Annotated in this window: 25 protein-coding genes and 1 tRNA gene; 14 read left to right on the top strand and 12 right to left on the bottom strand. The window is 64.6% G+C overall.

What is annotated here, in order from left to right; translation table 11 throughout:
* Window positions 1-7 precede the first annotated feature (7 nt).
* Both pbpC and H8A92_RS15500 read right to left on the bottom strand, forming a co-directional pair.
* Window positions 8-2,122 carry a penicillin-binding protein 1C gene (pbpC, locus tag H8A92_RS15505; RefSeq protein WP_229196594.1) on the bottom strand — a complete coding sequence of 705 codons (2,115 nt, stop codon included), beginning with the start codon at window positions 2,120-2,122 and terminating at the stop codon, window positions 8-10.
* The gene (locus tag H8A92_RS15500; protein WP_229196593.1) at window positions 2,119-7,326 is read right to left on the bottom strand and encodes an alpha-2-macroglobulin family protein; all 5,208 of its coding nucleotides are present in this window, start codon (window positions 7,324-7,326) and stop codon (window positions 2,119-2,121) included. Before H8A92_RS15500 ends, pbpC begins: the two co-directional genes overlap by 4 nt.
* Before the next feature lie 289 nt (window positions 7,327-7,615).
* Between H8A92_RS15500 and H8A92_RS15495 the strand changes: the two genes are divergently transcribed.
* The 5 genes from H8A92_RS15495 (at window position 7,616) to H8A92_RS15475 (ending at window position 13,371) form a co-directional block, all read left to right on the top strand.
* Window positions 7,616-7,692 (top strand) — tRNA-Arg (locus H8A92_RS15495).
* A gap of 690 nt (window positions 7,693-8,382) precedes the next feature.
* On the top strand, window positions 8,383-9,609 hold the full coding sequence (locus H8A92_RS15490; protein ID WP_229196592.1) for a glycosyltransferase family 87 protein: 1,227 nt from the start codon (window positions 8,383-8,385) through the stop codon (window positions 9,607-9,609).
* Complete coding sequence (locus H8A92_RS15485; RefSeq protein WP_229196591.1) at window positions 9,606-10,823, top strand: glycosyltransferase family 87 protein; 1,218 nt, start codon at window positions 9,606-9,608, stop codon at window positions 10,821-10,823. Before H8A92_RS15490 ends, H8A92_RS15485 begins: the two co-directional genes overlap by 4 nt.
* Window positions 10,824-11,467: 644 nt before the next feature.
* Entirely contained in the window at window positions 11,468-11,935 is a 468-nt protein-coding gene (locus tag H8A92_RS15480; RefSeq protein ID WP_229196590.1) for a DUF992 domain-containing protein, read from the top strand.
* 1,139 nt (window positions 11,936-13,074) lie between these two features.
* Window positions 13,075-13,371: a Zn-ribbon domain-containing protein gene (locus tag H8A92_RS15475; RefSeq protein ID WP_229196589.1), complete on the top strand. Its 297-nt coding sequence runs from the start codon at window positions 13,075-13,077 to the stop codon at window positions 13,369-13,371.
* A gap of 23 nt (window positions 13,372-13,394) precedes the next feature.
* Here the strand turns inward: H8A92_RS15475 and H8A92_RS15470 are convergent, their stop codons facing one another.
* Both H8A92_RS15470 and H8A92_RS15465 read right to left on the bottom strand, forming a co-directional pair.
* Complete coding sequence (locus H8A92_RS15470; protein ID WP_229196588.1) at window positions 13,395-13,607, bottom strand: hypothetical protein; 213 nt, start codon at window positions 13,605-13,607, stop codon at window positions 13,395-13,397.
* Window positions 13,608-13,768: 161 nt separating this feature from the next.
* Window positions 13,769-14,182, bottom strand: a complete 414-nt coding sequence (locus H8A92_RS15465; protein WP_229196587.1) for an SRPBCC family protein — start codon at window positions 14,180-14,182, stop codon at window positions 13,769-13,771.
* 207 nt (window positions 14,183-14,389) lie between these two features.
* Here H8A92_RS15465 and H8A92_RS15460 point away from each other — a divergent pair, with 207 nt between their 5' ends.
* Window positions 14,390-14,695 carry a hypothetical protein gene (locus tag H8A92_RS15460; protein ID WP_229196586.1) on the top strand — a complete coding sequence of 102 codons (306 nt, stop codon included), beginning with the start codon at window positions 14,390-14,392 and terminating at the stop codon, window positions 14,693-14,695.
* A gap of 27 nt (window positions 14,696-14,722) precedes the next feature.
* Here H8A92_RS15460 and H8A92_RS15455 read toward each other — a convergent pair whose 3' ends face one another.
* From H8A92_RS15455 to H8A92_RS15445, 3 genes are all read right to left on the bottom strand, one after another.
* Window positions 14,723-15,358, bottom strand: a complete 636-nt coding sequence (locus H8A92_RS15455; RefSeq protein WP_229196585.1) for a 2-dehydro-3-deoxy-6-phosphogalactonate aldolase — start codon at window positions 15,356-15,358, stop codon at window positions 14,723-14,725.
* A 12-nt stretch (window positions 15,359-15,370) separates the two neighbouring features.
* Complete coding sequence (locus H8A92_RS15450) at window positions 15,371-16,285, bottom strand: 2-dehydro-3-deoxygalactonokinase (RefSeq protein WP_229196584.1); 915 nt, start codon at window positions 16,283-16,285, stop codon at window positions 15,371-15,373.
* Window positions 16,286-16,431: 146 nt separating this feature from the next.
* Window positions 16,432-16,647 (bottom strand): hypothetical protein, encoded by a 216-nt coding sequence (locus tag H8A92_RS15445; protein ID WP_163150406.1) that lies wholly within the window; start codon window positions 16,645-16,647, stop codon window positions 16,432-16,434.
* A gap of 210 nt (window positions 16,648-16,857) precedes the next feature.
* Between H8A92_RS15445 and H8A92_RS15440 the strand changes: the two genes are divergently transcribed.
* Window positions 16,858-17,034, top strand: a complete 177-nt coding sequence (locus H8A92_RS15440) for a hypothetical protein (protein ID WP_229196583.1) — start codon at window positions 16,858-16,860, stop codon at window positions 17,032-17,034.
* 98 nt (window positions 17,035-17,132) lie between these two features.
* Here H8A92_RS15440 and H8A92_RS15435 read toward each other — a convergent pair whose 3' ends face one another.
* Together H8A92_RS15435 and H8A92_RS15430 are read right to left on the bottom strand one after the other, a co-directional pair.
* A complete protein-coding gene (locus H8A92_RS15435; RefSeq protein ID WP_229196582.1) occupies window positions 17,133-17,396 on the bottom strand; it encodes a hypothetical protein in 264 nt (87 codons plus the stop codon).
* A 143-nt stretch (window positions 17,397-17,539) separates the two neighbouring features.
* A complete protein-coding gene (locus tag H8A92_RS15430) occupies window positions 17,540-17,716 on the bottom strand; it encodes a hypothetical protein (protein ID WP_229196581.1) in 177 nt (58 codons plus the stop codon).
* Between the two features lie 187 nt (window positions 17,717-17,903).
* Between H8A92_RS15430 and H8A92_RS41190 the strand changes: the two genes are divergently transcribed.
* Entirely contained in the window at window positions 17,904-18,200 is a 297-nt protein-coding gene (locus H8A92_RS41190) for a hypothetical protein (protein ID WP_233285467.1), read from the top strand.
* 206 nt (window positions 18,201-18,406) lie between these two features.
* Window positions 18,407-18,763, top strand: a complete 357-nt coding sequence (locus H8A92_RS15420; RefSeq protein ID WP_229196619.1) for a DUF6481 family protein — start codon at window positions 18,407-18,409, stop codon at window positions 18,761-18,763.
* Window positions 18,764-18,819: 56 nt separating this feature from the next.
* Here H8A92_RS15420 and H8A92_RS15415 read toward each other — a convergent pair whose 3' ends face one another.
* Complete coding sequence (locus H8A92_RS15415; RefSeq protein WP_016842498.1) at window positions 18,820-19,053, bottom strand: pentapeptide MXKDX repeat protein; 234 nt, start codon at window positions 19,051-19,053, stop codon at window positions 18,820-18,822.
* A 331-nt stretch (window positions 19,054-19,384) separates the two neighbouring features.
* Between H8A92_RS15415 and H8A92_RS15410 the strand changes: the two genes are divergently transcribed.
* Genes H8A92_RS15410 through H8A92_RS15400 form a run of 3 tightly spaced genes read left to right on the top strand, consistent with a single transcriptional unit; the run spans window position 19,385 to window position 22,313 of the window.
* Window positions 19,385-20,407, top strand: coding sequence for a TRAP transporter substrate-binding protein (locus H8A92_RS15410; RefSeq protein ID WP_229196580.1), 1,023 nt, complete (start codon window positions 19,385-19,387; stop codon window positions 20,405-20,407).
* On the top strand, window positions 20,404-20,958 hold the full coding sequence (locus H8A92_RS15405; protein ID WP_229196579.1) for a TRAP transporter small permease: 555 nt from the start codon (window positions 20,404-20,406) through the stop codon (window positions 20,956-20,958). Before H8A92_RS15410 ends, H8A92_RS15405 begins: the two co-directional genes overlap by 4 nt.
* Window positions 20,955-22,313, top strand: a complete 1,359-nt coding sequence (locus tag H8A92_RS15400; protein WP_163150396.1) for a TRAP transporter large permease — start codon at window positions 20,955-20,957, stop codon at window positions 22,311-22,313. The genes H8A92_RS15405 and H8A92_RS15400 overlap by 4 nt, the downstream gene beginning before the upstream one ends.
* Window positions 22,314-22,340: 27 nt before the next feature.
* Here the strand turns inward: H8A92_RS15400 and H8A92_RS15395 are convergent, their stop codons facing one another.
* The gene (locus H8A92_RS15395; protein ID WP_229182240.1) at window positions 22,341-22,478 is read right to left on the bottom strand and encodes a hypothetical protein; all 138 of its coding nucleotides are present in this window, start codon (window positions 22,476-22,478) and stop codon (window positions 22,341-22,343) included.
* Window positions 22,479-22,596: 118 nt separating this feature from the next.
* Here H8A92_RS15395 and H8A92_RS15390 point away from each other — a divergent pair, with 118 nt between their 5' ends.
* Window positions 22,597-22,758, top strand: a complete 162-nt coding sequence (locus H8A92_RS15390) for a hypothetical protein (protein ID WP_229196578.1) — start codon at window positions 22,597-22,599, stop codon at window positions 22,756-22,758.
* A 15-nt stretch (window positions 22,759-22,773) separates the two neighbouring features.
* Here H8A92_RS15390 and H8A92_RS15385 read toward each other — a convergent pair whose 3' ends face one another.
* On the bottom strand, window positions 22,774-23,619 hold the full coding sequence (locus H8A92_RS15385; protein ID WP_229196577.1) for an SMP-30/gluconolactonase/LRE family protein: 846 nt from the start codon (window positions 23,617-23,619) through the stop codon (window positions 22,774-22,776).
* A 305-nt stretch (window positions 23,620-23,924) separates the two neighbouring features.
* Here H8A92_RS15385 and H8A92_RS15380 point away from each other — a divergent pair.
* On the top strand, window positions 23,925-25,362 hold a 1,438-nt coding region (locus tag H8A92_RS15380; RefSeq protein ID WP_420831327.1), incomplete at its 3' end, for a tetratricopeptide repeat protein.

The raw sequence follows: 25,362 nt of genomic DNA, 5'->3' as shown, positions 1-25,362 counted from the left end.
CGTGCGATCATTGCACGCGGATCACAACGGTATCCGTCGCTCCCGTGGCGTCGATCACGGTGAGCCGCGCGAAGCCCGGCCCGGGCGGCTCGATCAGGCGTTGGCGCCGGCTGTCGATGTCCCCGGCTGAGACACCATTGACGAGAACCGTCAGCGGCAGGACGCCGCCGGCGACCTTGACCGGCATCGTCGCGTTACGGCCGCCCTCGGATTGCTCGACGTCGATACGCGAGCCGTTCAGCGGAAACTGGATGTGCGGCGCCTGGTCGTTGCCGCTGCGGACCAGTTCGCCGATCGGCCGGAACCGGCGCAGCGGCGGTGGCAGCTTTGCGTTGGACGCGACCAGCACGCCGCGCGGCGGCTTCGGCAACGGCGCCGGGATCTTGCCGGTGCGCGCGAAGGCGTCGAACAGGATCGGCGCCGCCGCCGTGCGGCCGACCAGGCCCGGCACCGGTGCGCCGTCTGGACGGCCGACCCAGACCCCGACGGTGATGCGGCCGTCGAAGCCGACCGACCAGGCGTCGCGATAGCCGTAGCTGGTACCGGTCTTGAACGCGATCCGGTTGTGCACGCCGTTCTCAGGCGGTGGCGTGCCGAGCAGGACGTTGCCGACCTGCCAGGCCGCGGCTTGATCCATCAGCCGCATCGTGTCGCGGCCGTCACTTGTCTGCATGATCTCGCGCAACGGCTTGGTCGCACCAAGCCGCGCCAGGCCGGAATAGAGCTGGGCGAGATCCTGCAGCGTGATGCCGACGCCGCCGAGCCCCATCGCAAGGCCGGGCGCTTCATCTTTCGGCAGCACGAGACTGGTGCCGGCCTGCTTCAGTCGCGACGACAGCCGGCTGGCGCCGACCCGGTCGAGCAGCGCAATGGCCGGCACGTTCAGCGACAATTGCAGCGCCTTGCGGATCGGCACAGTGCCCTGGAACGTCATGTCGAAATTCTCTGGCGCGTAGGTGCCGAAGCGGATCGGCCGATCCTCGATCAGGCTGTCGGGATGGACAAAGCCGTCCTCGAAGGCGAGGCCATAAATGAACGGCTTCAGCGTCGATCCCGGCGATCGGACCGCGCGCGTCATGTCGACCTGCCCGGCCCGCCGATCGTCGAAATAATCCGCCGAGCCGACGCGCGCGAGCACGTCGCCCGTTTCATTGTCGACCACGACGATCGCAACCGAGACGTCAGGCCCCAGTGCGATGGCGCGGTCGCGTCCCAGCGCCTCCAGGTTCCGTTGCAGCGTGGCGTCCAGCGTCAGCCTGATGACGGGCGCATCCTTGATCGTCGCGATCGCCTGATCGGATGAATGCGGCGCCAGGATCGGGATCTGCTTGCGCAGCTTCGGCACCGCTGCAGCCCTCGCCTGCGCAGCGTCCTCCTTCGACGCCACGCCATCCTCGACCATGCGATCGAGCACGCGATCGCGCGCGGCATGGGCAGCTTCCGGATAACGATCGAGCCGCCGCCGCTCCGGCGATTGCGGCAAGGCGACCAGCAGCGCGGCCTCGGCGAGCGAGAGCCGCTTCGGCTCCTTGCCGAAATACGCGATCGAGGCGGCGCGGACGCCCTCGAGATTGCCGCCGAACGGCGCCATCGCGAGATAGAGATCGAGTATCTGGTCCTTCGAGAGCTGCCGCTCAAGTTCAACCGCACGCACCATCTGGCGCAGCTTGGCGTAGACCGAGCGCTGGTGCCGCGGCTCGATCAGCCGTGCCAGCTGCATCGTGATGGTCGAGCCGCCCGACACGATATGGCCGCGGGTGAGAAGCTGGAGCGCGGCACGCGACAGCGCCAGCGGATCGACGCCGTGATGCTCATAGAAGCGCTTGTCCTCATAAGCGAACAGCAGCTTCAGATAACCTGGATCGACCGACGTCTTTCCGTCGACCGGCAGCCGCCAGCGCCCATCCGCCATCGCATAGGCACGCAACAGTTTTCCATTGCGATCGATGACTGATGTCGAGACCTGCTGCGCCTGCGTGAGCGGCAACGGACCGAGCGACACGACCCAGCCGGCGAAGGCGCCGGCTGCGACCAGCCCCACGACGGCACAGATCGCCAGCACTGGCCTGATCCGTCGCCAGCGCGATCCGCGTACCGGTGCAGTCGTCAGCGTTGCACTCATTTCGCCGGCTTCACCTCGACCGCACGGGTGCCGCTGCGGCCGTAGCGCGAGGGATTGTACATGTCCTCGACATAGGCCTGCGGCAGCACGTATTTGCCGGGCGACACCGCGCGCACGACATAGGCGACCGTGAACACCGATTTATCGTTGGCGCCGCGGTCGATCGCCGCGGTGAAGCGGTCATCGCGAAACTCGGTGTTCTTCGGCTCGACGCCGTCCTCGATCCACTCGAGCGTGCCGGAATCGCCCGATGACACCAGGTTCGGGTTGTCGATCTCGAGCCCGGCCGGCAGATAGTCGGCCACCATGATGTGCCCGAATTCCGGTTTGGCTTCCGTCACCTTCAGGACAACCGCGAAGCGGTCATTCTGTTTCGCCTTGGTGACGTCCGCCGGCTTGCCGTCGAGCGTGAAATAGCTGCGCTCGACCTTGAAGCCGTTGGAAGCCGCGGGTTCCGGCGTCACCGGCGAGCCCGACACCGAGACCACCGCCTGCACCGGCGCATCGCCGGTGTTGGTGATCTTGAGCGGCTGGCCCGTCATCTCCTCGGCCTTGTAGCTGCGATAGACCGCGGTCTTGACCGGCTGGCCGTTGATGTCGAGCGCCAGCGTCTCCTTGGCGAGGGCGCGGGCCGCCAGCACCATCCACGCATTCTCCTGCGTCGAGGTGTAGGGCGACAGCCCCCGCGCCGCTTCGACGCGGAGCACGGCCTGCGTCAGCGTGGTGCGCGGCGCATTGCCTTCGCCGGCAAGCGAGACCAGCGCCGCCGCATCACGCAGCGCCGAGCCGTAATCGACCCGGCCGAACTCGATCACCGGTTTCGGGTTCAGCGCGTCGAGCGCGGCGCCATAGACCCGCTCGGCCCTGGCCTTGTCGCCGACCAGGGCCAGCGCCGCGGCAAGCTGCGCCTTGGAGATCGGCGTCGCCAGATTGCTCAGCTTGGTGTCGGCGAGATAGCGCAGATCGCCGATCGGCGCGGCGCCATTGCGCGCCAGCACGTAGAGGCCGTAGGCCAGATCGCGGCCACCGTCCTTCTCCGGCTCGTTGGCATTGACCACCGAGTTCCTGACGCGGTCGAGCGCGTTCTTGAACAGCACGTCCGGCACCGCAAAGCCCTTTTCACGGGCCCGGGTCAGGAAGTCCGTGACGTAGGCATCGAGCCAGGCATCATCGCCGCCCGCCGACCACAGGCCGAACGAGCCGTTCGAGCCTTGTCGAGCCAGCAGCCGCTCGATCGCATCGCGGATGCGCTGGTCAACCGCGGTGTCCATCGCGAGGTGGGCGCCGGCTGCAAGATCGTTGACATAGAGCAGCGGCAAAGCGCGGCTCGTGATCTGCTCGGAGCAGCCATAGGGGTAGCGATCGAGCGCCTTCAGGATGCTCGCGGCATCGAGCGCGGTCGACAGGCTCGCCGAGATCGACACGCTACCGGTGCCCGGCACGAGATCGGAGAACATGTCCGAGGTCAGCGTCAGGCTCTCCCCCTTCGCCAGCGTGCGGATCGAGCGGCGCGCCAGCACCTGAGTGGCCGGCTTGACGTCGAGCGCATAGTGCCGCGCCAACGCGAGCCCGTTCGGCCCCGAAATATTGACGTCGAACTCGGCGCGTCCGGCACCGCCGGCCTCGAGGCCGAGCGACAGCGATGAACGCTGCTTGGCTGCGAGCTTCACCGTCGTGGTCGAATTGCCCGAAGCCTTGATCGGGCCACTCGCCTTGACGCTGACGGCGTAGTCGCCGGCGGCGCCCTCGACATTGTCGATATCCATGCTGATGGTGCCCTTGTCACCGGTCAGCAGGAAGCGCGGCAGGGTCGCGGTCACCACCACGGGGTCGCGCACGATCACATCGGTCGTGGCGCGGCCGAGCTTGGTGGCGCTCCACGCCACCGCCATCACCCGCGCGGTGCCGGCGAAGTCGGGGATGTCGAAGTTCACCTCGGCGGTGCCGTCAGGGCCAACCGTGACGATGCCGGAATAGAGCGCGAGCGGCTTCTGCGTCGGCGGAGAGCCCTGCAACTCGGCGCCGGCGGCGTCACCGCCGCTGCGGATCTGGCCGCGCGTGCCCTGCATGCCGTCGATCAGCTGGCCATAGAGGTCGCGGATCTCGGCAGTCAGGCGGCGCTGCCCGAGATAATAGTCATCCGGCGCCGGCGGCTTGTAGTTGGTCAGATTGAGAATGCCGACATCGACCGCGGCCAGCACCACCTTGGCGTCCTCGCCGGGATTGAGCCCGCCGAGCTTGACCGGGATCTTCAGCGTCGAGCCGGGGCGTACCAATGCAGGCGGCGACAGCGCGACGGCAAGCGTGCGCGTCATCTTGTCGATGCCGAACCATTTCAGCCCGATCGCACGGCCCGGCATACGCCCGGCGGCGGCATCGAGCGGACGGCGCAGCGTCGTCATCACATAGGCGCCGGTGCCCCAATCGCTGCCGACCGGGAGCTTGACCTGCTGGGTGCCCTCCTTGACGTCGACGCTTTGCGTCGTCAGCAGGCGGTCGCCGAGCACATAGACCGTGAGCTTGCCTGATGTGCGCGCGTTGACCGACACGGTCATGGTGTCGCCCGAAGCATATTCCGGCTTGTCGATCGAGGTCTCCAGCAGATCGGGCGTGTCGGCGCTGCCGTCGGAATACCAGCCGACGTCGAACTGCACCGAGGTCACGGGGCCGTCGGCGTCGGTCGCTTTCACGTCGAGCCGGTAGCGGCCGGGCTGCGGCTGGAAGGTCAGGCGCATCGGCTTGTCGGCCGCGAGGTTGGCGTCGCCATCGGCAACGCGGCGGGTCGACTTGACTGGCTCATAGTTCCACGACGAATTCTGCCGGTACCACTGGTAGCGCGACTCCAGCTTCAGCAGTTCGTAGCGCAGCCCGTCGCGCTGCAGCTGCTTGCCGTCGGGCGCGACGAACACGACATCGAACTCGGCCTTGTCACCCTCGGCCACGCTCTTGTCGCCGAACAGCGGCTTGACGCCGATCAGCGAGGCCGCAGGCGCCACCGGCAGCACGATCTTGCGCTCGACCGAACGACCGCCGGTCTCCGCCATGCGGATGAAGATCTGGGCCTCCTGCGGCCGGGTCGAAGCCGGCACCTTGTCGAGCTTGACCGGGAAGCTGGCGGCACCATTGGCATCGGCCTCCGGCAGGTCCTCGATCGGGGTCCGCTCGTTGCTCGCGGTCTGCTCATCGTCGACACCGAACTGGTAGCCGGCATAGCCGGGCCGGCCGTTCGCCGCGGGTGCGACCAGCATGTCGCCTTCGAGCTGCAGGCCTGAGGCCGGCGCGCCGTAGAGGAAATGGCCGGAGACCTCAAGTTCCACTGGAATTTCAGCTTTGATCACCTTCTCCTTGCTAGTCAGATCGAATTCGACCCGCTCGGGGATGTAATCCTCGACCATGAAGGTGGTTTCGCCGACCGACGAGCCCTTGGGATCGGTGAAGACGCGGGCGCGCCAGGTCCCGGTCGGCACCGCCGAGTTCAGCGCCACCGCCAGCATCCGGCCGCCGGCACCCTGGTCGGGCAGCACGGCACGGCGGAATTCGACGCCGTCGGGTCGCTCGATCACCATGGTCAGCGGCGTCCCGGTCAGAGCATTGCCCTGGCCGTCGCGCAGCAGCGCAGTCAGATAGACGGTCTCGTTGGAGCGGTAGACGCCGCGCTCGGCGTAGACGAAAGCGTCCGCACCGGCCGGGATCGCCCGGCCGGCGACGCCGCGGTCGGTCAGGTCGAAGGCATTGGTCTTGAGGCTCAGGAAGGCGTAGTCGGCTTTCTCGCCCGTCACCGTCAGCAGCGCCGGCGACAGCCCGCCCTCGCCGCGCGCCAGCCCCTGCTCGAACAGCACATGACCGGCCGCATCCGTCTTGCGGGTCGCCAGAATCTCGTTGTTGCGGGCGACCAGCTTCACTTCTGCGTTGGCGACCGCCTCGGTCGAAGCCAGCGAATTGACGAAGACGTGGATACCGTCATTGCCGGAGAACGCCGACAAGCCCATGTCCGAGACGATGAACCATTGCGTCGCCAGCGTGCCGTCGTCGTCGCTGCCCGGCCCCTTGGCCGCAGCGGTCATGACGTAGACGCCCGGTTGCAGGTCGCCGAGCGCCTGGTCGACCGGAAATGCGGTGACGACGTCCTGGTTCAGCGTGGTGGCGGTCGCAAGCTCGCCGGACCACACCTTGACCCCGCGCTGGTCGCCGAGATCGGAAAGCTGGTAGCGGCTCAACGTACTTTGGAAGTCGCTGTCGATCACCGTGTTGATCAGGTTGCGGTCACCGATCCGGAAGACGTCGACCTTAACCGCCGGCGTGTTGACGCTCACCACCGGGATACCGCGCTGTCCGGTCCGCGGCAGCACATAGGCGCGCCCAGTGAACCGCACGAATGGCTTGCGGTCGCGCACGTAGATGTTGAATTCGGCCGATTTCGGTAGGGTCTCCTTGACGGTCGACGGCAAGCCGGCGCGCAGATTGATGTTGTAGCGCTCGCCATGCTTCAGCCCGTCGACGCAGAGCTGCTGGCCTTCCGCCGACAGAGCCGGCTTGTCGGTGCCGGCCAGTGCGAGATATGGCGCGAAGTCGACGCGCTTAGCCAACTCCTCGGAGAACTGGAAGCAGGCCCGCGGCGAGGCTGCGTCGGAATCGACGGTATAATCGAGCAGCCGGAAACCGTGCTCGTCGCGCATTTTCTCATACTGGCCGCGGACATCGGCCACCTCGCGCATGTCGAGCGACATCCGCAATGCATCCAGCGCCGGGCGCCACAGTTTGCGCTCGGCAAGCGCCTTGCCGAGCACCGCCAGCGCGTCGGCCTCCTCGCCCGCATTGCCGGCACGCTGATAGGCGATATAGGCGGCGGTCGAGGCGCGCTCCATCAGGAAGGTCTGTTCGCTTGAGCTCGCCGAACGGATCTGGAACACGGTCCTGGCGAGCCGCAGCCAGTTGGCGCCATCCTCGGGCGCGGTCGCCGCGATCTGGCCGAGAATCGTGAGCCCGCCGCGGAAATCGTTGCGCTTGAAGGCGGCATCCGCGTCGGTGCGCAGGGTCGCGGCCGACTTGTTGACCGCGCCCGCCTCGCCCTTGATCTGGGCCTCCAGCTTGATCGCGGAATCGGCGAGATCATCGCGTTTGAAGGCCTTGTCCGCAGCCTGCGCGCTCACCAGGCCGAGCGCCAGCGTGGCGCAAATTGCGGCGGCACGAACCAATCCGATCATGGTGGAGCTCCTGAACGCCCCGCGGTCGACCGCCGCGTTGGGGCTAAAAAATGCGCGAAAACGTGACGGAGTGAAGGCACCGACATGAACGGACGAAAACGTCGCAGATCGCATTGCCGACATTCCTTCGACCTGCCCCGGCGGCAGCGCAATGCCGGCTCGGCGGGCTGGTCTGGCCAACACAGGGCGGGCCCCCTGCTCGCCTTTGTCGTCCGACCACAAAAATCGGTTCGGACGGACTTGGCGGAATGGCGGATTTTTCATATTGGCGGTGTTACAAGGCGGCCACGGTCCCGTAGCTCAACTGGATAGAGTAGCGGATTTCTACTCCGCGGGTTGCAGGTTCGAATCCTGCCGGGATCGCCAGCCATTTCAACACGATACTTGTTCCGTCCATCGAAGTGCCGCGCCTCGGCGCTGGTTGACGGAATCCCGTTGATTTCGGGCCTTCCCGCTTAGTCCGCTGAGTCGATTTGGCGCGGATCGTACACCAAGACCAGCCGGCAAAGCCGAGACAGGAGACGCGGCCCGCTCCAGCTGAGAGAGTTCGACGTGCCGACCGAGTCGGGGCCGTTCCCGGCGGTCGATCGAAAACGGCGGTCGGACGCGATCGATTTCAGTGTGCGACGCGGACAGAGATCTCGCTTCCGTTCGACCTGCCTGGTCTCAGGGAGCGAGTCCGGCATCAGACTCCCCCGACCGTATTCTTACGGACCCGCTACTGGCAGGCAATTTGCGATGCGCGTTTCAATCGTTCGGCGCCGGCTGTTCTCGATGTACCGAACTCAGACATTCGGAGCACGCAAATGAACATGCATCCCCTATGTGACAGCTCGCAACAACACGGCACCGGATTCGACGGTTAGCAAAAATTCAGCACAAGGTCGTCAGCGAGGCGGCATGGTTCGATCTTCGACCAACTCCATGTTCGTTGGGTCTTCGTGCAACGGACCAATTGCCAGCTGAATCGCGATAGCAGGCGGCTGGTCACTTGCTTGCGCCACCGCTGGCTGCAGTCTAAAACGCTTTATATTTTAAAGCTCCGGCAGAATTTTCATGAATGGAATTGCAGTGGCGCACGCCCGCGCGGAGCACAGCGGATACGACCGCGCGTTAGCCATTGCCTGCCTGATCGTGCTGAGCCTCACTCTCCTCCTGTTTGTACCGAAAACCGTTGACGGGAGCGGCGCAACCGGGATCGACTTTTCGTGCTTTTGGAGCGCGGGGACCATGGCCCTCGATGGCCACGCGGCCGCCGCCTACGATTGGCAGCAGCTACAGCAACTGATCCTCCGGGTTCATCCGATCCTGAACCAGGCTCCGTATCCCCTTGATCAGAATCCTGTCCCGTTCTTCTACCCGCCGGTGTTTTTCTTTGTGGCAGCGCTGGTGGCGTTGCTGCCGTTTCCGACTGCGTTCTGGATCTGGAGCTCGGTAAAGCTGCTGTGCTGGGCGCTCGTTACTTTCGCCATCCGGCCACGCTTCGCCGCTGTGCTGCTGGCATTCGCTACGCCGCCCGTGCTGTACGATTTCATCGTCGGCCAAAGCTCACTGCCCGCGGCATCCCTGCTTGGCATCATCCTGCTGACGCTGGACAGGCGCCCAATCATCAGCGGCTTGCTGATCGCGCTACTGATCTTCAAGCCGCAATATGGCGTCCTGCTTCCCCTCGTGCTGATAGCCACTGGGCGCTGGCGCGTCTTCATCACGGCCAGCTTGGCCATACCGATCCTCATGCTGCTTACCGGGTTGACCTTCGGCTGGGACACCTTTGAGGGATTCCGCGCGGCGGCAACCTTCGCGACGACGCAGTTTCACCTCACTGGCGGGCTGGCCTGGTTCAAGCTGCAGAGCATTTACGGCACGCTTCGGTTTGCCGGCGTTGGTTACGAATTGGCCATGGCATTGCACATCGCCGTTGCCGGCGCAGTCGCAATCTGGGTGCTGATCATATGGCGCCGCAACGTCAGCTTCGCCATCAAGGCCGCGAGCCTGCTTGCCGCAACGCTGCTCGTCTCTCCCTACTTCGCGATCTACGACACGGCGCTGCTGACTGTCGCCCTCGTCTTTCTCATGGACGCGCCCGCGGCCGAACCGGGCTCGCTTCTCTCGAAGCGCGCCGCACTCCGGATCGGGTACGGCGTGCTTGTCCTGTTGGGGTTCGCCTACCCGATCGCACTTGCGCCCGTTGGTCCGTTGATGTGCGCGACCATCATCGCGATCATCTGGACGCAATGCCGGCAACCGGCGATGTCGCGGCAGTCCGGGGACGCGCGCCGATGAAGCAAATGCTGGACTGGGACGTTTCTGCGGGAGACGACCCGGCGCAAGCGTTGGCTTGCACTGTCCTGCTCGGCATGACGATCGTTGCGGCGGTGCTGATGTTTGTCAGTGGCGGAAGCAACGCCGGGATCGACTTTTCATGCTTTTGGGGCGCCGGCACGATGGCACTCGAAGGCCATGCGGCGACCGCCTACGATTGGCAACAACTGCATCAGCAACTTGTTCTGCGGATGCAGCCGATGGGTCACGCGCCCTATCCTTACGATGAAATTCCCGTGCCGTTTTTTTATCCGCCGGTGTTTTTCCTGGCTGTAGCCCCCCTGGCGCTGCTGCCGTTCCCGATTGCATTCGCGGTCTGGAGTGCGGCAAAGCTGCTCTGTTGGGTTCTCGTGGTGCATGCGATCCGACCGCGCTCCGCCGCGCTGCTGCTGGCACTCGCCGCTCCGCCCGTCTTCTACGATTTGATTGCCGGTCAAAGCTCTCTGCTGGCGGCTTCGCTGCTCGGCGGAGTTCTCCTGACGCTGAATCGGCGCCCGCTCCTCAGCGGCTTCTTGCTCGGGCTGCTGATCTTCAAGCCTCAATACGGAGTTCTTCTCCCCTTCGTGTTGATCGCGACCAAGCGCTGGAGTGCCTTCATCACGGCGTCTCTGGTGGTGCCGGCGCTCCTTCTCATCAGCGGAATTATCTTCGGCTGGGATACATTCGAGGGGTTTCGTGCGGCGGCAACGTTCGCGACGACGCAATTTCACCTCAGTGGGGCGCTGCCCTGGCCTAAATTGCAGAGTGTCTATGGTCTTCTTCGGTATGCCGGGTTTGGCTACGGATTGGCGATGACGTTGCACGTGGCCACCGCGCTGGCAGCCGCAGTTTGGGTGCTGATCATATGGCGCCGCAAGGTCAGCTTCTCCGTCCAGGCCGCAAGCCTGCTTGCGGTGACGCCTCTCATTTCTCCTTACTTCGCCATCTACGATATGCCGATCCTGGCGATCGCGTTGGTCTTTCTCATGAACGCAACCATGGACGACGAGATCTCGCCGCCTTCGAACCGACGCACCTTCCGGATCGGCGTCAGTGTCATATTCGTCTTGGGATATGCCTTCCCGTTCGTGTTCGTGCCCGTTGGTCCGTTCATGTGCGCCGCCGTGATCGCGATCATCTTGATGAGATACCGGCAGCCGAAGGCTGCCATGCCTCCTTTCCCGCAACGGGCATGACATGTTGTGCCGCGAGATCACCGGCCAGAACCGCCACCCAGCTCCCCCTCGATGAAACCATTTTCCGCAAGCCGCGAAGCCGGCCGGAAACAAACCCGGCCTAGCGTCTCAGCATTGGACCAAGGGGATTCGGTCATGTGGGATTTCATCAACGAATTGTATCGGGATTTTTGCCTGGCTCGCTTGCAGGAGATGCGGAAGCTCGAGCACCACAGCTGAAATCGGGCGGAGCGTGGACAGCGACCAGACCTTGGCCGGCGCCATCCGAAGCCCCGTATGATTACGGTGGCTTCGAACCTTGGCGCCAGTCTTGCAGACAGACAATCACTGGGATTGCGGGCCCAGATTGGAACAGGGCGCCGCCGGGACATTGAATTTCGAGCCCGGCGGCGTAGTTTCGCAGGACAGGCTGAGCGTGTATCCGAACGGTCTGGCGTCGGCGCCAGGGCCGCTCGTTGCGCTTTTTCCTGCTGCCTCTGCCACGCCGATATCGACCTTGCCTGAGCAAGCTGCTTCGACGTCGCGACCTTGGGTCGCTCGCATACGTTTCCTTCCCGCTGCGGCAGCCCCCGATCTCTAAGGCTCTCTTAACCACAAGCGAAGGCCGCATCAGAGGTCATGGGCCGATTGCGCGTCCATTCGCGTTGTACAGCACCATGCGTCCAACGAACCATTCGATCGCCTCTGCCGCATGTGTTGCGGCAGTTCTTGTTACGCCCGTCGGACCGGCGGACGCGCAGCAGGTGGAGGCCGGGACGCTTGAGTGTCGCGGTGGCCCCGATACCGGGTTCATTTTAGGCCCGGTGACCAATCTCGACTGCGTGTTGCATGTCGATAGCGCGCCGGATCGGCGCTACGTCGCGGCCATCCGCAACCTCGACGCTTTCATCGGCGATCAAGACGTCTCCGTGACCTGGAAGGTGATGGCGGCGGTGCCGTGGCTCGGACGCGACGATCTTGCCGGTGGTTACACCCACGCCGACGGCGCCGGCGTCAACGTGCTGATCGGCGGATCGAATGCTCCGATCACGTTGCTTCCGCCGAACGAGCAGGACGCTCCCTCGCCGTCGGTGAAAATCGAGAACCTCGAACTTCGGCCGGTCGATCGCTGACCTGAGCGCAGCCTGGCGGGAGCCCGCCGTCGCCAAAATGCACAACGCCGCCCGCTTGAAATACATGCGGACGGCGTTGGCCCTAGCCCCAGGAAGGTGATGCAAAATCCTGACAGTTCCAAGTCTGCACACTTCGTGCCAACGGCGCATGTCCCAAATTGGCTATCACGGAGGCGGCCTGCCCGCATTGGAACTCGTCGGCCCCACAATGAAGCGTGGCGAACCACCTCGTCGCAAGCGGACCGCGAGCACAATCCGGCGTCAGGTTGCCCGGAATTGCAGCTTGATCGACATCCAATGGAGCGGCCGGATCGTGTGCGTTCTGCGCATGTGAGAGGGTTCACAAAGGCTTCGCGAGCCGAGTGCTACACTGCGAGAATTCTTACGGACATTCTTTGCTGACGAATTTCATGACGAAGCTTTTGACGGTCACCGTAGCCGTGTTTGCTGTGCTGATGATGGTGCGGAGCCAGCCCAGTGCATTCGTTCCGCTCCCGACAAAGCCGATGCCTGGTGTTCTCGTTCCATGATGTCATGAGCGGTGCCGAACAAGCATTCTGCCTTATGCTGCTGTCCAGCTGCCTTGGCGCTTGTCTCGTCTCGGCCTTCCATGAGATCGAGCAATGGCGAGATTGGCAGCGTCAACGAACCGAGCTTGTGCGCAACGCAATGAGGTTCGTCGTGCCGCAATCAAAGAGAGACGCAGATGAATACACAACGCCGTCCGCTTGAAATGCTTGCGGACGGCGTTGGCTCCAGCCCCAGGTGGTGCAACATCCTGATGGTCCGAAGTCTGCACACCTTGTGCCAGCGATCATGGCCCATATGGGCTATTTGGCTGGAGCGAAACGAAGATAGGTTAGGCACCGAGGCGCCGGTGACGGTGCCTCACGACCAAAGTGTCAACTTGGCCTCAGCGCGGCCCACGCGCTGGGGCCTTTCTTTTGATGTTCACGGTCTGCTCTGAAATCGCGTCTTGTTTTTATCATTCAGCGCACGAAACGCTTCCGTAGTTCTCCGTGCGTGAACAAAGTTCCGCCCCGATTGCACACGACGCGCTTGGTAATTTCTTAATCCGGAATTGCTTCCTCAAGCAGATTGCAAACGTTCGCGCTGCTCGTCGGCATTTCAGGAATACCATGGAAGATTCCGTCCAGGTCCGTTGCACACGCTGCAAGAACGTCTTTCGCGACCGAGCCAAGCGGCTGCAGAACGGGTATTCGCGCCAGTGCCCGAGCTGTGAGATCGTCCTTTTCTTCGACGAGGACTCGCACGATCCAAACATCAAGCGCGCGATGCGAACGGCGCGGCGTGCACGGAAGGAAATGCGTGAGAGCGAAGGTGTGAGCGCGCGAACGGCTGCCGCCGTCCCCCGGCAGTACGGCGGCCGCTCGGCCTCGAACTCACGGAGCACCGAAGCCGAGGACGACGATTGAGCTCGGCGCCGGCGGCTCCGCGACTAACCGCCCAAGCCAACGTAGGACGAGGCGCGGTCAAGCCATTGCCGCGTCGCCTCGTCGCTCCAGCCGGGAACGGCGAAGCGCGACGGCGGCGTCACAGCCGCGGGCGCGCGAACGGCTCCGGGTTGGCGTGCGTGGGAGTGGCGCAGCGGTGCGGCGCTCGCAGACACGCACAGGATGACCAGCAGACCTGGTGCCAAGACAAAACGCATCGCATTTGCTCCGGATCACTATCGCGATCGCGCCGACCGACCTGTCACCTCACCCGCTTGCTCGGCCGATGCACCATCGCCGCTTCAACGCCTGCTTCAGGCTCGCCGGCATCGTCGCGCGCGGTCGCTTCAACGTCACGTCGTCCTCCGGTCGCCGCGGATCAGGATCGCTGGTTTGCTTCGACGTAGCGTTTGAAATTATCCAGGATCGCCTGCCAGCCGCCGCGCTGCTGCTCGACCGAATGGGTGTCCTCGCCGTCGAAGCTGACCTGCACCTTGACGCCGCCGCCCTCCGGCGTGAATGCAACCTGCGCGGTGCGATCGCCGAATGCATATTCGAGCAGCCGGGGCTCCTCGACCTTGGTGTAGGTGCCGGCGAAATCGAACCCCATGCTGCCGTCCTTGGCTTCCATCCGCGACGAGAAGGCGCCGCCGGCGCGCAGATCGACGGTCGCGGCCGTGGTGTGCCAATCCTCGGAGGCGGCATTCCACTGCTTGATGTCGCCGGGCGTGGTGTACGCGCGCCAGACATCCGCAATCGGCGCGGCAACGGTGGTTTCGACGGCAATCCTCATGTGCATTCCTTCGTCATTATGGCGTGAAGTGGATGCTCCCATCGCGCCCCGCCTGGGGCGCCTCGGCGCTGGACATTCTACTAGGGCCATTCGCCCTGATCCACAAATGGCTCCGTCAGATGCCGTCGCCTGCTGTGTGGCCGCCACAAGAATTTCGTCAGGATTGACCGTGTATGGAAGATGGGTCCAACGCGCGGAGAGGACGTCATGCGGAACCTGAACACTGTCCTGAGCAAGCTGAACGATCGCCTGTTGCGGCTGGAGGGCGAGCTGTTCGTGTTGCGATCGATCGCCCGCGCCGCCCTCACCGCCGGCGACGAGTCCGCCGTCCGCACCCGCAAACTGCTCGAAGGCGCCAAGCTCGCGCTATCAGACGAAGCCGAACGGCCGCTGGACGCCGCGACCGAAAAATACGTCGCCGCCGCGATCGCCATGGTCGAGGAACTGCTCGAGAATCCCCGCGAGGCAGCCCCGCTGTTCAGGGTTATCGACGGCGGCAGGCGAGACGACTAGCGCGCCGCCAAAAGTTACACGCCGACTCTAGCCTGCGCCCTGCACGGCCGCGTCATATGCCTCGATCGTCACCTTTGCCCTGACGGCGATATCCGCGACCGTCATGCCCGCCTTGTAGAGGCTGCTGCCGAGGCCGAAGGCGCGAATGCCTGCCTTCACGTACTCTGCGAAATTCTGGTCCGAGACACCGCCGACGGCGGCGATCATCACATCCGGCGGCAGCACGGCGCGGATCGCAGTGATGCCGGCTGCGCCGAGCACACTCGCCGGAAAGAATTTCAGGCTCGATGCGCCGGCGCGTGCCGCGAGCAGGGCTTCGGTCGGCGAGAACACGCCCGGCATCGTGACCATCGCGTGATCCCGGGCGCGGCCCAGCACGTCGACATCGACATTGGGCGACACCATGAGCCCGCCGCCGGCGTCATGGAGACGATCGACATCTGCCGCGGATAGCACGGTGCCCGCACCGATCAGCACGTCGGTGGGTGCGCGCTTCGCCGCGATCTCGATCGAACGGAACGGCTCGGGCGAGTTCAGCGGAATCTCGATCGCCGTCATGCCGGCGTCGATCAGCGCGCTCACTATGCCACTGGCTTCGTCGGGCTTGACGCCGCGCAGGATCGCGACCAACGGACGCTTCATCGGCGGAAATGGAATGCTCATGCATTGGATCCCTCAATTGTTCCAGATCGCCGCGGCGGCGCCGGCAAGGCCACGGCGAACCGCCTCCTCCGCATCCACGACACTGAGCGGAATCGAAAGGCGTTCGAGCGCCATTTGATAGAGCCGCTGCAGCCGGCCTGACGCAATCAGCGTAACCGGCACTGCTCGCTCCCGCTCGGCAAGGCCCGCGGCCAGCTCGACGCCAATCAATGTGCCCGAGATCGTCTCACGCGCGGCCTGCGCGCTGCCGCCGAACAGCAGCTGCCGCGATCGCACACGAAACAGCAGATTGGCTAAGTGCGCCGGCGCGGCATACGCCTCGGCGACGGCCGCGCGGAACGCATCCCCATCGACCGCCTCCTCCGCGCCGGCAACGGCGTGCGACAGGATGGTGTCGCGCGCGACCGCACTGAACAGCTCTCCGGTCATGAAGGTCGCAAAGCGCTCGACCGTGCCGCCACGCACCCGCACCCATTTGGAATGCGTTCCCGGCATGCAGACATCGGCCGCATGTGCCGGGTCCAGACCGAGCGCGCCGAGCAGCTGGGTCTCCTCGCCACGCATCACGTCGGGTGCCGCGGCATCGCGCTGCGCAATCCCGGGCAGGATGCGGATATCGCGCGGCTGCCCGTCGACCACGACGGCGCCTTTGAGGATGTCGGAGAGATGCGCGGGTGTGTCGACATAGCCGACCTCGACCCAGCCTTGCCGCGCGCCCGCCATCCCGCAGATCACGACGGGCAAATCGGCCGCGACACCCAGTTCGTCGAGATGCGATTGCAGCACGCCCGCAAAGCCGGTCCTGGCGGCCGCGGTCATGCCTTGGTCGCTGCGGCGTTCGCCGTGCACCTGGCCGCCGGCGCTCATTAGCCAGAGCCGGAAGCTGCTGGTGCCCCAATCGACCGCGACATAGGAAGGACCGCTCATCGCGCTGTTCCACGCCCTCAGTTTCCGGCCCGATGACGGCGCCGCTAAGAGACGCGATAAAGGCGTTCATTGCGCCGCGCAAGGCGGCCGTTGGCGTGGCGCCGCGTGGCCTCACTGCCGCTCGCAAGGGCAAATTCGCAGATCGATTACCGCGCGCCCTTCAGCGTGCAGGAGGTCGTGCAGGTCGTGACGTTGCCGTGGTCACATTTGATGCAGGCGTTCACGCACTGATCCATGACCTTGGGATTGAACTGACTATAGAGATTGGCCGCACAACTGTTGGTCGATCCCGTGACCTCGGGGTCGGGCCAGCAACCGGACAGTAAAAATGCTGCGGCACTCAAAATGGCGACCTTGCGCATAAGGCCTCCTGCCACGCTCGAAATCCAAGTAACCCTGCAAGTAACCTTGATAGGTTAGGTTAAATTCCGGTTTCAATTGCGGCCCTATCCGGAAGCGGTATTGCTTATCCACCGGACATTTCCCCAAGGTCCGGGCCCACACCGGCAAGGCCGTCAGGCGACCCCGCCTGGCGGCTTTGTTGCCCAGCAATGCACAAGGATACCAACAAGATGGCCCGAAAGCCGCGGTGGTCGTTCAAGGAGGACCGACGACTGATGGAACTGGCACGCTCCTCAAAGTCGCTAGAGGAGGTCGTGAAAGCGACCGGCCGCTCGCCGGAGCGAATCAAGAAGATGGCGATGCGCCTCGGCCTCTCGATCAAGCCGCGTAGCGCCATCAAGAAATAATTCGAAATACGGCCGCAGCGTCCACCCGGCCCACCACGGCTGCCGCGAGCGAAGAGCGCAGCGGTTCGCATGAAGACGACGCGTCAGAAAGCCAAAACCTAGAGCTCCGGCGGACAATCGTCCTTCGCCCGTACCGGGACCGCCTTGAGCTCGCCTTCGGCCTCGCGCTCGGTCCCTGCGGTGCGGGTGCAAGTGGTCAGTACGAAAGCCACCTGGCTGCATTGCCACGCGGGCCCGAGCGCCGCGCTCGACACCGGTTCGGGGGACGCCAGCGCCAGGGACAGATACGCAACCAAAACGGCACCCGCCGCGCCTGCGGCAGCCAGCGCCGCGCCCTTTCCGGACCACAGCTTTGACATCATGGCCTTGGTTCCCGCCGATCTCTGGGAATAGATGAGGCAGCCCGCCCGTCCGCGTGTGACTGGAATCACAACCGGGACCCAACAGTTCAGCCCTAGTCTTCACGGGAGAAGTGGGATCGATATTGCACTGCCGCAAGGCTGGGTCAGCGCGCCGGCTCGATCACATTGCAGTTGGTCCGGCCCGACATCAGGCAATCCTGCATCTTGCTCGCCGCCGTCAGGTTGCGCGCAAGCCAAAGTCCGACCGCGAGCATGACGACCGCTACCAGCAGTCCGATCAGCGCCCCGCGGCGATTGCCTCCGTCTTCGGATTCGCTCATGCCCGCTTCGGTTCCCAATTGCCGACGCCCGCATCATGACCGTTTGCACGGTTGCGTGCGATCAATTCTGCAACAGTCTCCCAACGAAATGCGCACACTTAGCTGTCGGCGCCGCAATTCCATTGCGGGGTGCCACGACTCGCGAAAAACTAGGCGCTGAAGTGGAGCGCGTGTGTGGGGCGTGCCGGTGAGCGAGCAAGAAGCGACCTACGACTATCAGCGTTACAGGCAGCTGCTTTCGGAAGCTGTCGACGAGACCAGCAGGCTGCGGCTGATCAGCCTCCTGATCACCGAAAAGGCCCGCGACAGGCTGGAAGCCCAGCGCGTCTCGGACCGGAGCGCGATGACCGCCGAGACCGTCGCCAAGGTGTTGGGCACCAAGGTCTCGGACATCAAGGTCTTGGATATCAAGGTCTTGGGCACCAAGATCTCGGGCACCAAGGTCTCGGGCAACGGGCGGCGCGAGCAGTTTCAGCGCGGCTAGGCAGCCGGCAGCTTCGGTGACCAACCACTCACCACGCCGGCGGCCAGGTGGGCGCAAATGCTGCCTTCCGCCATTTGCCGTCCGCTCATATCTCCATTGCTCCACAACCCACCGTTCACCACTGGCATTTTCGTCGCCTTTCACTTATTGAAGCGCCGAACCGACCCCAATCCATCATCCGAACAGAAAGCAGCAAGGCTTCCTCTATGAGTGGCTTCAAGGAACCGGGTTTTGCCGACCGCCAAAAGGCGGCCCTGCAGGCGCGGCAAGACCTCCTCAACAAATTTCGCTCCCAACCGGGGGCTGACGATCCGACCGTGAAGGCCCGCGCCGAAGAGCGCGCGGCGATCGCCGACCGCCGCGCCAAGGCCAAGGAAGCCCGTGAGGCCGAGAAGGCTGAACAGAAGCGGCGCGAGGAAGAGGCCGCCGCAGCCGAGGCCGCGCGGATCGCACGCGAGAAGGAAGAGGAAGCCGCCCGTGAGGAGGCGCTGCTCGCGGACCAGAAGGCCAAGCGCGATGCCCGCTACGCGGCGCGCAAGGAACGCGGCAAGAAGAAGCGCTGAGGCGCAACCAGGCCCGCCGCGACGGCGGGCCTGCAGACGATGAGCGATGGCGGCAATCAGTTCTTCTTCATGCCGTCGTCTTTCTTCATCATCGCGCCGCCGTCCTTCTTCATGGCGTCGTCCTTCTTCATCATGCCACCGTCCTTCTTCATGGCATCCTTGGACATCGTGTCTTCCTTCTTCATCGCGTCATCCTTGCCCATCTTGTCCTGAGCGAAGGCGGCGGGCGCCAGCGCCAGGCTGAACGAGAGCAGCGCGGCGGAAAGGCCGAGGCGGGTCTTGGTGGTCATGTCGATGATCCCTTGTGTGATCGAATGTGAGCGCGACGACTTGCCGCTCTCTGCTCGACGCACTTGCACCGCCCGTTGTTACCTCCAATAACGATTTCTTGAAGCGACGCTGCACGCCCGGACGTTTGGTCGCGCGAGGGTTGAGTGGCGGCGCTGTGCCATGGCGCGGCAGTGTGCGCCGCAGCAACGGCACGACTTGCTGACGCACATTGGCTCGCACTATCAGGGCGCCTCGAACTATCAGACTAGAGAATATTCACGCCGAGACCGGCTAAGCTGAAGCGCCGCGCCGGCCTAACAGCCGCTCAAGAAGCTCTTCAGGGGAACAACCATGCTCACACGCCGCCACGTCCTCGCTTCCGCCCTCTCCGCACCCGCGATCCTGCGGATGGGCGTCGGGACCGCGCACGCCGCGACCACGCTGAAGATCTCGCATCAGTTTCCCGGCGGCACCATCGACAAGGGCGACTTCCGCGACAGGTTGTGCCGGATGTTCGCGGCCGAGGTCGCCAAGCGCTCGGGCGGCGACCTCACCGCAGAGGTCTATCCGAACTCGTCGCTGATCAAGACCAACGCGCAGTTCTCGGCGATGCGCAAGGGCGCGCTCGACCTCAGCCTCTATCCGATGCCCTATGCCGGCGGCGAATTGCCCGAGACCAATATCGGCCTGATGCCGGGCCTGGTGACGACCTACGACCAGGGTCTGCGCTGGAAGAAGGAGCCGGTCGGCAAGGCATTGAGCGACTTCCTCGCCGACAAGGGCATCCTGCTGATCTCCTGGGTCTGGCAGGCCGGCGGCGTCGCCAGCCGCTCCAAGGCGATCGTGGCACCCGAGGACGCCAAGGGCCTCAAGGTGCGCGGCGGCTCGCGCGAGATGGACATGGTGCTGCAGACCGCCGGCGCCGCCGTGCTGTCGGTGCCGTCCAACGAGATCTACGCCGCAATGCAGACCGGTGCCTGCGACGCCGGTATCACCTCCTCGACCAGCCTGATCTCGTTCCGCCTCGAGGAGGTCGCGAAGTCGCTGACCTCGGGTGCCGGCGCTTCCTACTGGTTCATGCTGGAGCCGTTGATGATGTCCAAGGCGATCTTCGACAAGCTGCCGAAGAACCAGCAGGACATCATCCTCGCTGTCGGCACCGAGCTCGAGGCGTTCGGCCGCAAGGGCGCGCAGGACGACGATGCCGAAGTCGCCAAGGTCTATGAGAAGGCCGGCGCCAAAGTCAGCGCGCTCGATGCTGCCGTTGTCGGCAAGTGGCGCGACATCGCCCGCGACACCGCCTGGAAGGACTACGGCGCCAAGACGGCGACGGCAGCCAACCTGCTGAAGCTCGCAAGCGACGTCGCCGCATGATGCATGGTCCGGTCGCGGATCAGGCTGAAGCCACAAGCACGGCGGCGGGCAATACGCCCGTGGCCATGCTTGGACGCGCGCTGTCCGTCTGCAACAACATCATCGTGGTGTTCGCCGCGCTCGCATTGATCGCAGCCTGCGTGATCCTGAGCTACAGCGTGCTCGGCCGCGCCCTGTTCCATAGCCCGAACTATTGGCAGGACGAGGCCGCCGTGTTCCTGCTGGTCGGCGCCACCTTCATGACCTCGGCCTATGTCCAGAGCCAGCGTGGCCATGTCAGCATCGAGGCGTTCGTCGGACTGCTCTCGGCGCGTGCCAACAGCATCAGGCTGTGGCTGGTCGATGTCGCGAGCTTTGCGTTCTGCACCTTCTTCGCCTGGAAGTCCTGGACCCTGGCGCACGAGGCCTATGTCGACGGCCAAGTGTCGAACTCGATGTGGTCGCCGCCGCTTGCCATCCCCTATGGGCTGATGGCGCTGGGCATGACGCTGCTCTGCGTGCAGCTGTTGTTGCAAATCCTCATTCCGCTGACTGGTGGCGCGCGTCGATGACCGTGTTTGGTATTGGCATCTCCTACGGGCTTGCCACCCTGCTTGCGATGTTCTCCGGCATGCCGATCGCATTCGCGCTCGGTGCGGTCGCGGTCGTGTTCATGGCGATTTACATGCCCGCGGCCTCGCTCGATACGGTGACGCAGAACGTCTACGAGGAGATGGCCTCGATCACACTGCTGTCGATCCCGCTGTTCATCCTGAAGGGCGCGGCGATCGGCAAATCGCGCGCCGGCCAGGATCTCTACTCGGCGCTGCACGCCTGGCTGCACCGCGTGCCCGGCGGCCTCGGTGTCGCCAATGTGTTCGCCTGCGCGCTGTTCGCGGCGATGGCCGGCTCCTCGCCCGCGACCTGCTCGGCGATCGGCTCGGCCGGCATTCCCGAGATGCGCAAGCGCGGTTATTCCGGCGGCTTTGCCGCGGGGATCATCGCCGCCGGCGGCACGCTCGGCATCCTGCTGCCGCCCTCGATCACGATGATCCTGTTCGCCGTCGCCGCCGAGAAATCGCTGGGACGGCTGTTTCTCGCCGGCATCGGCCCCGGACTGCTGCTGGTGTCGCTGTTCGGCCTCTACGCCGTGTTCCGCTTCCGCAAGGAATACGCGATGGCCAAGGCCGCCTATGACGCGACCGGCAAGGATGCCGCGATCCTGCAACGCGACGAGTTCACCATGGCCGAGCGCTTCAGCGCGCTGCCGCGCGTGATCCCGTTCGTGCTGCTGTTGACCGGCGTGATGATCGCGCTCTATGGCGGCTACGCCACGCCGTCGGAAACCGCCGGCCTCGGCGGCCTGCTGGCGCTCGGACTGATCGCCGTGATCTACAGCGTGTGGAAACCGAGCGACCTGTCGCCGATCCTGAAATCGACCATCCGCGAGTCGACCATGCTGATGCTGATCATCGGCATGTCGCTGCTGTACTCCTACGTGATGAGCTATCTGCACATCTCGCAGTCGGCTGCGGAGGCGATCGTCGCGATGCACCTGCCGCGCTGGGAGCTGTTGTTTGCGATCCTTGTGATGGTGATCGTGCTCGGCTTCTTCCTGCCGCCGGTCTCGATCATCCTGATGACCGCGCCGATCATCCTGCCGCCGCTGCGCGCGGCCGAGTTCGACATCATCTGGTTCGGCATCGTCATGACCATCGTGATGGAGATGGGCCTGATCCACCCACCGGTCGGCCTCAACATCTTCGTCATCCGCAACGTCGCGCCCGACATCCCGCTGAGCGAGGTGATCTGGGGCACGCTGCCGTTCGTGCTGCTGATGATGTTCGCGGTGCTGATGCTCTGCTTCTTCCCGGAGATATCGACCTGGCTGCCGAACCTGGTGATGGGGCCGGACGGCGGGCGCTAGCGCGTTCGTGAGCGACCTGGCCACCGGTCAGGCGGCCTCCTGCTCCCTTGCCGCCAGCGCCAGCTCGATCCGGCGGACCAGTAGCGCGGTCGGACGTCCCTCGCGCTGCAGCCGGCGGAGCTCGTTCCATAGCCTGATGATTTCGCGGTCTCGCTCGGCGTCCATGGCATTCTCCCGGGGCAACTCAACATGAACGAAACAAGAACAAAATTCAAGATCAAAGCGGCCCGATCCAGCAAGGCTGGAACTAGACGGCCGCGGCGCGATTGGGTCTTTCATGAAAATGGCCAAGGCAATTCGCAAGCAGGCCCAGACCGCGGAACGGGTCGCGTCGGCAACCGCCGATGCAATCGTCGCCGATCAGATGCGCTCGCTGGCCCGCGCCTTCCGAAGCCAGGCGGACATCCTGAAGAAGAAAGAGAAGAAAAAGAAGAAGCAGTCCTAGCTCTCGGGCAACGGCTCAGGGATAGCCGGCACCCGGCGTGTCGACCTCGACGACATCGATCCGCGACACCGATTTGCCCTTCCGCAGTTCCTCGTAGGACGTCTCCGCGCTCAGGCAGAACAACGTGCTGCGCTCCGCGCCGCCGAGCGCACAGGCGAGCGCACGACGGCCGGGTACCGTGATGCGCGCACGCTCCACACCGTTGCGATCGATCCGGACAAACGCGTCTTCGGTGAATGACGCGACCCAGACCGCCCCGTCGCGATCGAGGCAGATGCCGTCTGGTTCGTTGACGCTGCCGAGCCGCCCGCGAAGGCTCAGGCCGCCGTCAGGCGCGATGTCGTAGTCAGCGAGCGTAGCACCATCCATTTCAGCGACAACGAGCCGACGATGGTCGGACGAGACCGCAATGCCGTTGGGGAAACGCAGGCCGTCCGCGACGACGCGGGCGTTGCCGTCGGGCATCACGAGGATGATCTTCCCGACGGCGCCGCGGCCCTCCGGCGGCGGCAGATTGAAGCCGAGATCGCCGACATAGGCGCGCCCTTGCCCGTCGACGATCATGTCGTCGATCGTGCCGGTCGCGACCTCTGACAGGTCGGCATAGAGCGTTAGCCCCCCATCCGAAAACCGCAGCAGCCGCTTCTTGAACATCGTCAGCACGACGATATCGCCGTCAGGCAGCACACCGAGGCCGCACGGCGTGTCGTCGGTCACCCCTGCATGTTCCTGCAAGTCGCCCGACGGGCTGATGCTGAGCAGCGTCCGTGCCATGCAGTCGACGAACCACAGCCGCCCGCGATGCCAGCGCGGGCCTTCGAAATAGCGGCCGCCGTCAAGGATGGTTGTGAGGCCGGGCATCACGACGCCCCGAATGGCAACAAGTGATCTGTCTGTGACATCGGCCCCCCCCGCGGCGCGCTTGTAACGAGGGTACATCTCCGATGGAACCGTGCAAAGTGGGGCGCCATCTGTCCGCTCTTCACCCGTATAAACCCCGGTTCCCGCGGGTTCCGCTGGTGCTATTCTATATTTCGCCGCGTTTCCCTGTTGAGTTGCAGCAGCATTAACGCTCGAGAATCGAGGGTAGTGATAATCTGCGGCGGTTGTGCCGCCGTATGACGCGTTCTGTTTGTACCTCATGGTTTCTCAGGGGGGACCAGGGAATGAACCGTTGCCTACGTCCGCTGGCGTGCTTCGCCACCGCCGCCGCGCTCGCGCTGCTTCCAATCAAGGCAGACGCCAAGCCGCATCACCAGCACCAGGCCAAGAGCGGCCACGGCGACAAGAAGGTGCATGGCGCGAAGGCCGGCTCGAAGGCCAGCAGCAAATCCGCGCGCGAGGCTTCCGGCAAACGCCGGCACGCCCGGCACGGCGCTGACAAACACAAATCCGCGAAGGCCAAATCCGTTCCGTCCAAATCGGCCGAGACCACGAAAGCATCGGAGCCTGAGAAACCCGCCGGGCCGCAGCTGTCCGGCGATCTCGCCATGGTCAGAGATGCGATCATCGCCGCGCGCCGAGGCAAGACCAACGACGCCACGGATATTCAGGCCAAGATCACCGACCCGGTCGGGCGCAAGCTCGTCGAGTGGTATCTGCTGCGCCACTCCGAGTCGAATGCACCATTCAGCCGCTATGCGGCATTCATCACCGCCAACCCGGACTGGCCAAGCATCACGCTGATGCGCAAGCGCGCTGAAGCGCGGATGTGGCAGGAGCGCAGCGATCCGGCCACGGTGCACGGCTTCACCCTCGACCAACCGATCAGCGCCAAGGGCAAGTTCGCGCTCGCCCGCACGCTGCTGGCCGAAGGCGACCGCGACGGCGCCACACGGCTGGTTCGCGAGGCATGGCGCTCGGACGAATTGCTGGACCGGACCGAGAGCGACGCCTACGACGCATTCAAGGACCTGCTCACGCGTGACGACCACCGCGCGCGCATGGACAAGCGGATCGGCGCCAAGGATCTCGCCGGCGCCCGGCGCGCGGCTCAGCATCTCGGCAGCGACGAGCTCGCCATCGTGAAAGCCTGCGGCGCGGTCCGCGGGCAATCAAGCAAGGCAGAGGACACGCTTAACGATGTGCCGGCCGATGCGCGTAGCGATCTCGGCTACACACTATGCCGTATTCAGTTTCTGCTCGCAAAGAACAGGATCGACGACGCCGCGCGCGTGACGATTGCAGCCGCACCCGAGACAATGGCGCAGCAGGACACCGACCAGTGGTGGCGCGAGCGCCGCATCCTCTCCCGAAAGCTGCTCGATCAGGGTGAATACCAGGCGGCCTCTGACGTGATCCGGGGCGCGGCGGCGCCGGACAATCCCTATTACCGTTCCGACATGCACTTCATGCGCGGCTGGATCGCGCTGCGCTATCTCGACGATGCAAAAACCGCCGCGGCGCATTTCGCTCACATCGACGAAGGCCAGACCAACCCGACGGTGCTGGCGCGCGCCGCCTATTGGCGCGGTCGCGCCGCCGAGGCGCTCGGCAACACCACAGCGATGCGGGCCGACTACCAGGCCGCCGCGAGGTACCCGACCGCCTATTACGGCCAGCTCGCGCTGGCCAAGCTCGGCCGCGACGGCATCGAGCTGCGCG

Source organism: Bradyrhizobium acaciae (genome assembly GCF_020889785.1).
GTDB lineage: Bacteria > Pseudomonadota > Alphaproteobacteria > Rhizobiales > Xanthobacteraceae > Bradyrhizobium > Bradyrhizobium acaciae.
This window is presented reverse-complemented; position numbering and strand designations above follow the sequence as displayed.

Excerpts from the sequence above, each read along its gene's own strand:
- pbpC (WP_229196594.1), bottom strand. The coding sequence starts at position 2,122 with ATGAGTGCAACGCTGACGACTGCACCGGTACGCGGATCGCGCTGGCGA.
- H8A92_RS15500 (WP_229196593.1), bottom strand. The coding sequence starts at position 7,326 with ATGATCGGATTGGTTCGTGCCGCCGCAATTTGCGCCACGCTGGCGCTC.
- H8A92_RS15490 (WP_229196592.1), top strand. The coding sequence starts at position 8,383 with ATGAATGGAATTGCAGTGGCGCACGCCCGCGCGGAGCACAGCGGATAC.
- H8A92_RS15485 (WP_229196591.1), top strand. The coding sequence starts at position 9,606 with ATGAAGCAAATGCTGGACTGGGACGTTTCTGCGGGAGACGACCCGGCG.
- H8A92_RS15475 (WP_229196589.1), top strand. The coding sequence starts at position 13,075 with ATGGAAGATTCCGTCCAGGTCCGTTGCACACGCTGCAAGAACGTCTTT.
- H8A92_RS15470 (WP_229196588.1), bottom strand. The coding sequence starts at position 13,607 with ATGCGTTTTGTCTTGGCACCAGGTCTGCTGGTCATCCTGTGCGTGTCT.
- H8A92_RS15465 (WP_229196587.1), bottom strand. The coding sequence starts at position 14,182 with ATGAGGATTGCCGTCGAAACCACCGTTGCCGCGCCGATTGCGGATGTC.
- H8A92_RS15460 (WP_229196586.1), top strand. The coding sequence starts at position 14,390 with ATGCGGAACCTGAACACTGTCCTGAGCAAGCTGAACGATCGCCTGTTG.
- H8A92_RS15455 (WP_229196585.1), bottom strand. The coding sequence starts at position 15,358 with ATGAGCATTCCATTTCCGCCGATGAAGCGTCCGTTGGTCGCGATCCTG.
- H8A92_RS15450 (WP_229196584.1), bottom strand. The coding sequence starts at position 16,285 with ATGAGCGGTCCTTCCTATGTCGCGGTCGATTGGGGCACCAGCAGCTTC.
- H8A92_RS15445 (WP_163150406.1), bottom strand. The coding sequence starts at position 16,647 with ATGCGCAAGGTCGCCATTTTGAGTGCCGCAGCATTTTTACTGTCCGGT.
- H8A92_RS15440 (WP_229196583.1), top strand. The coding sequence starts at position 16,858 with ATGGCCCGAAAGCCGCGGTGGTCGTTCAAGGAGGACCGACGACTGATG.
- H8A92_RS15435 (WP_229196582.1), bottom strand. The coding sequence starts at position 17,396 with ATGATGTCAAAGCTGTGGTCCGGAAAGGGCGCGGCGCTGGCTGCCGCA.
- H8A92_RS15430 (WP_229196581.1), bottom strand. The coding sequence starts at position 17,716 with ATGAGCGAATCCGAAGACGGAGGCAATCGCCGCGGGGCGCTGATCGGA.
- H8A92_RS15420 (WP_229196619.1), top strand. The coding sequence starts at position 18,407 with ATGAGTGGCTTCAAGGAACCGGGTTTTGCCGACCGCCAAAAGGCGGCC.
- H8A92_RS15415 (WP_016842498.1), bottom strand. The coding sequence starts at position 19,053 with ATGACCACCAAGACCCGCCTCGGCCTTTCCGCCGCGCTGCTCTCGTTC.
- H8A92_RS15410 (WP_229196580.1), top strand. The coding sequence starts at position 19,385 with ATGCTCACACGCCGCCACGTCCTCGCTTCCGCCCTCTCCGCACCCGCG.
- H8A92_RS15405 (WP_229196579.1), top strand. The coding sequence starts at position 20,404 with ATGATGCATGGTCCGGTCGCGGATCAGGCTGAAGCCACAAGCACGGCG.
- H8A92_RS15400 (WP_163150396.1), top strand. The coding sequence starts at position 20,955 with ATGACCGTGTTTGGTATTGGCATCTCCTACGGGCTTGCCACCCTGCTT.
- H8A92_RS15395 (WP_229182240.1), bottom strand. The coding sequence starts at position 22,478 with ATGGACGCCGAGCGAGACCGCGAAATCATCAGGCTATGGAACGAGCTC.
- H8A92_RS15390 (WP_229196578.1), top strand. The coding sequence starts at position 22,597 with ATGGCCAAGGCAATTCGCAAGCAGGCCCAGACCGCGGAACGGGTCGCG.
- H8A92_RS15385 (WP_229196577.1), bottom strand. The coding sequence starts at position 23,619 with ATGCCCGGCCTCACAACCATCCTTGACGGCGGCCGCTATTTCGAAGGC.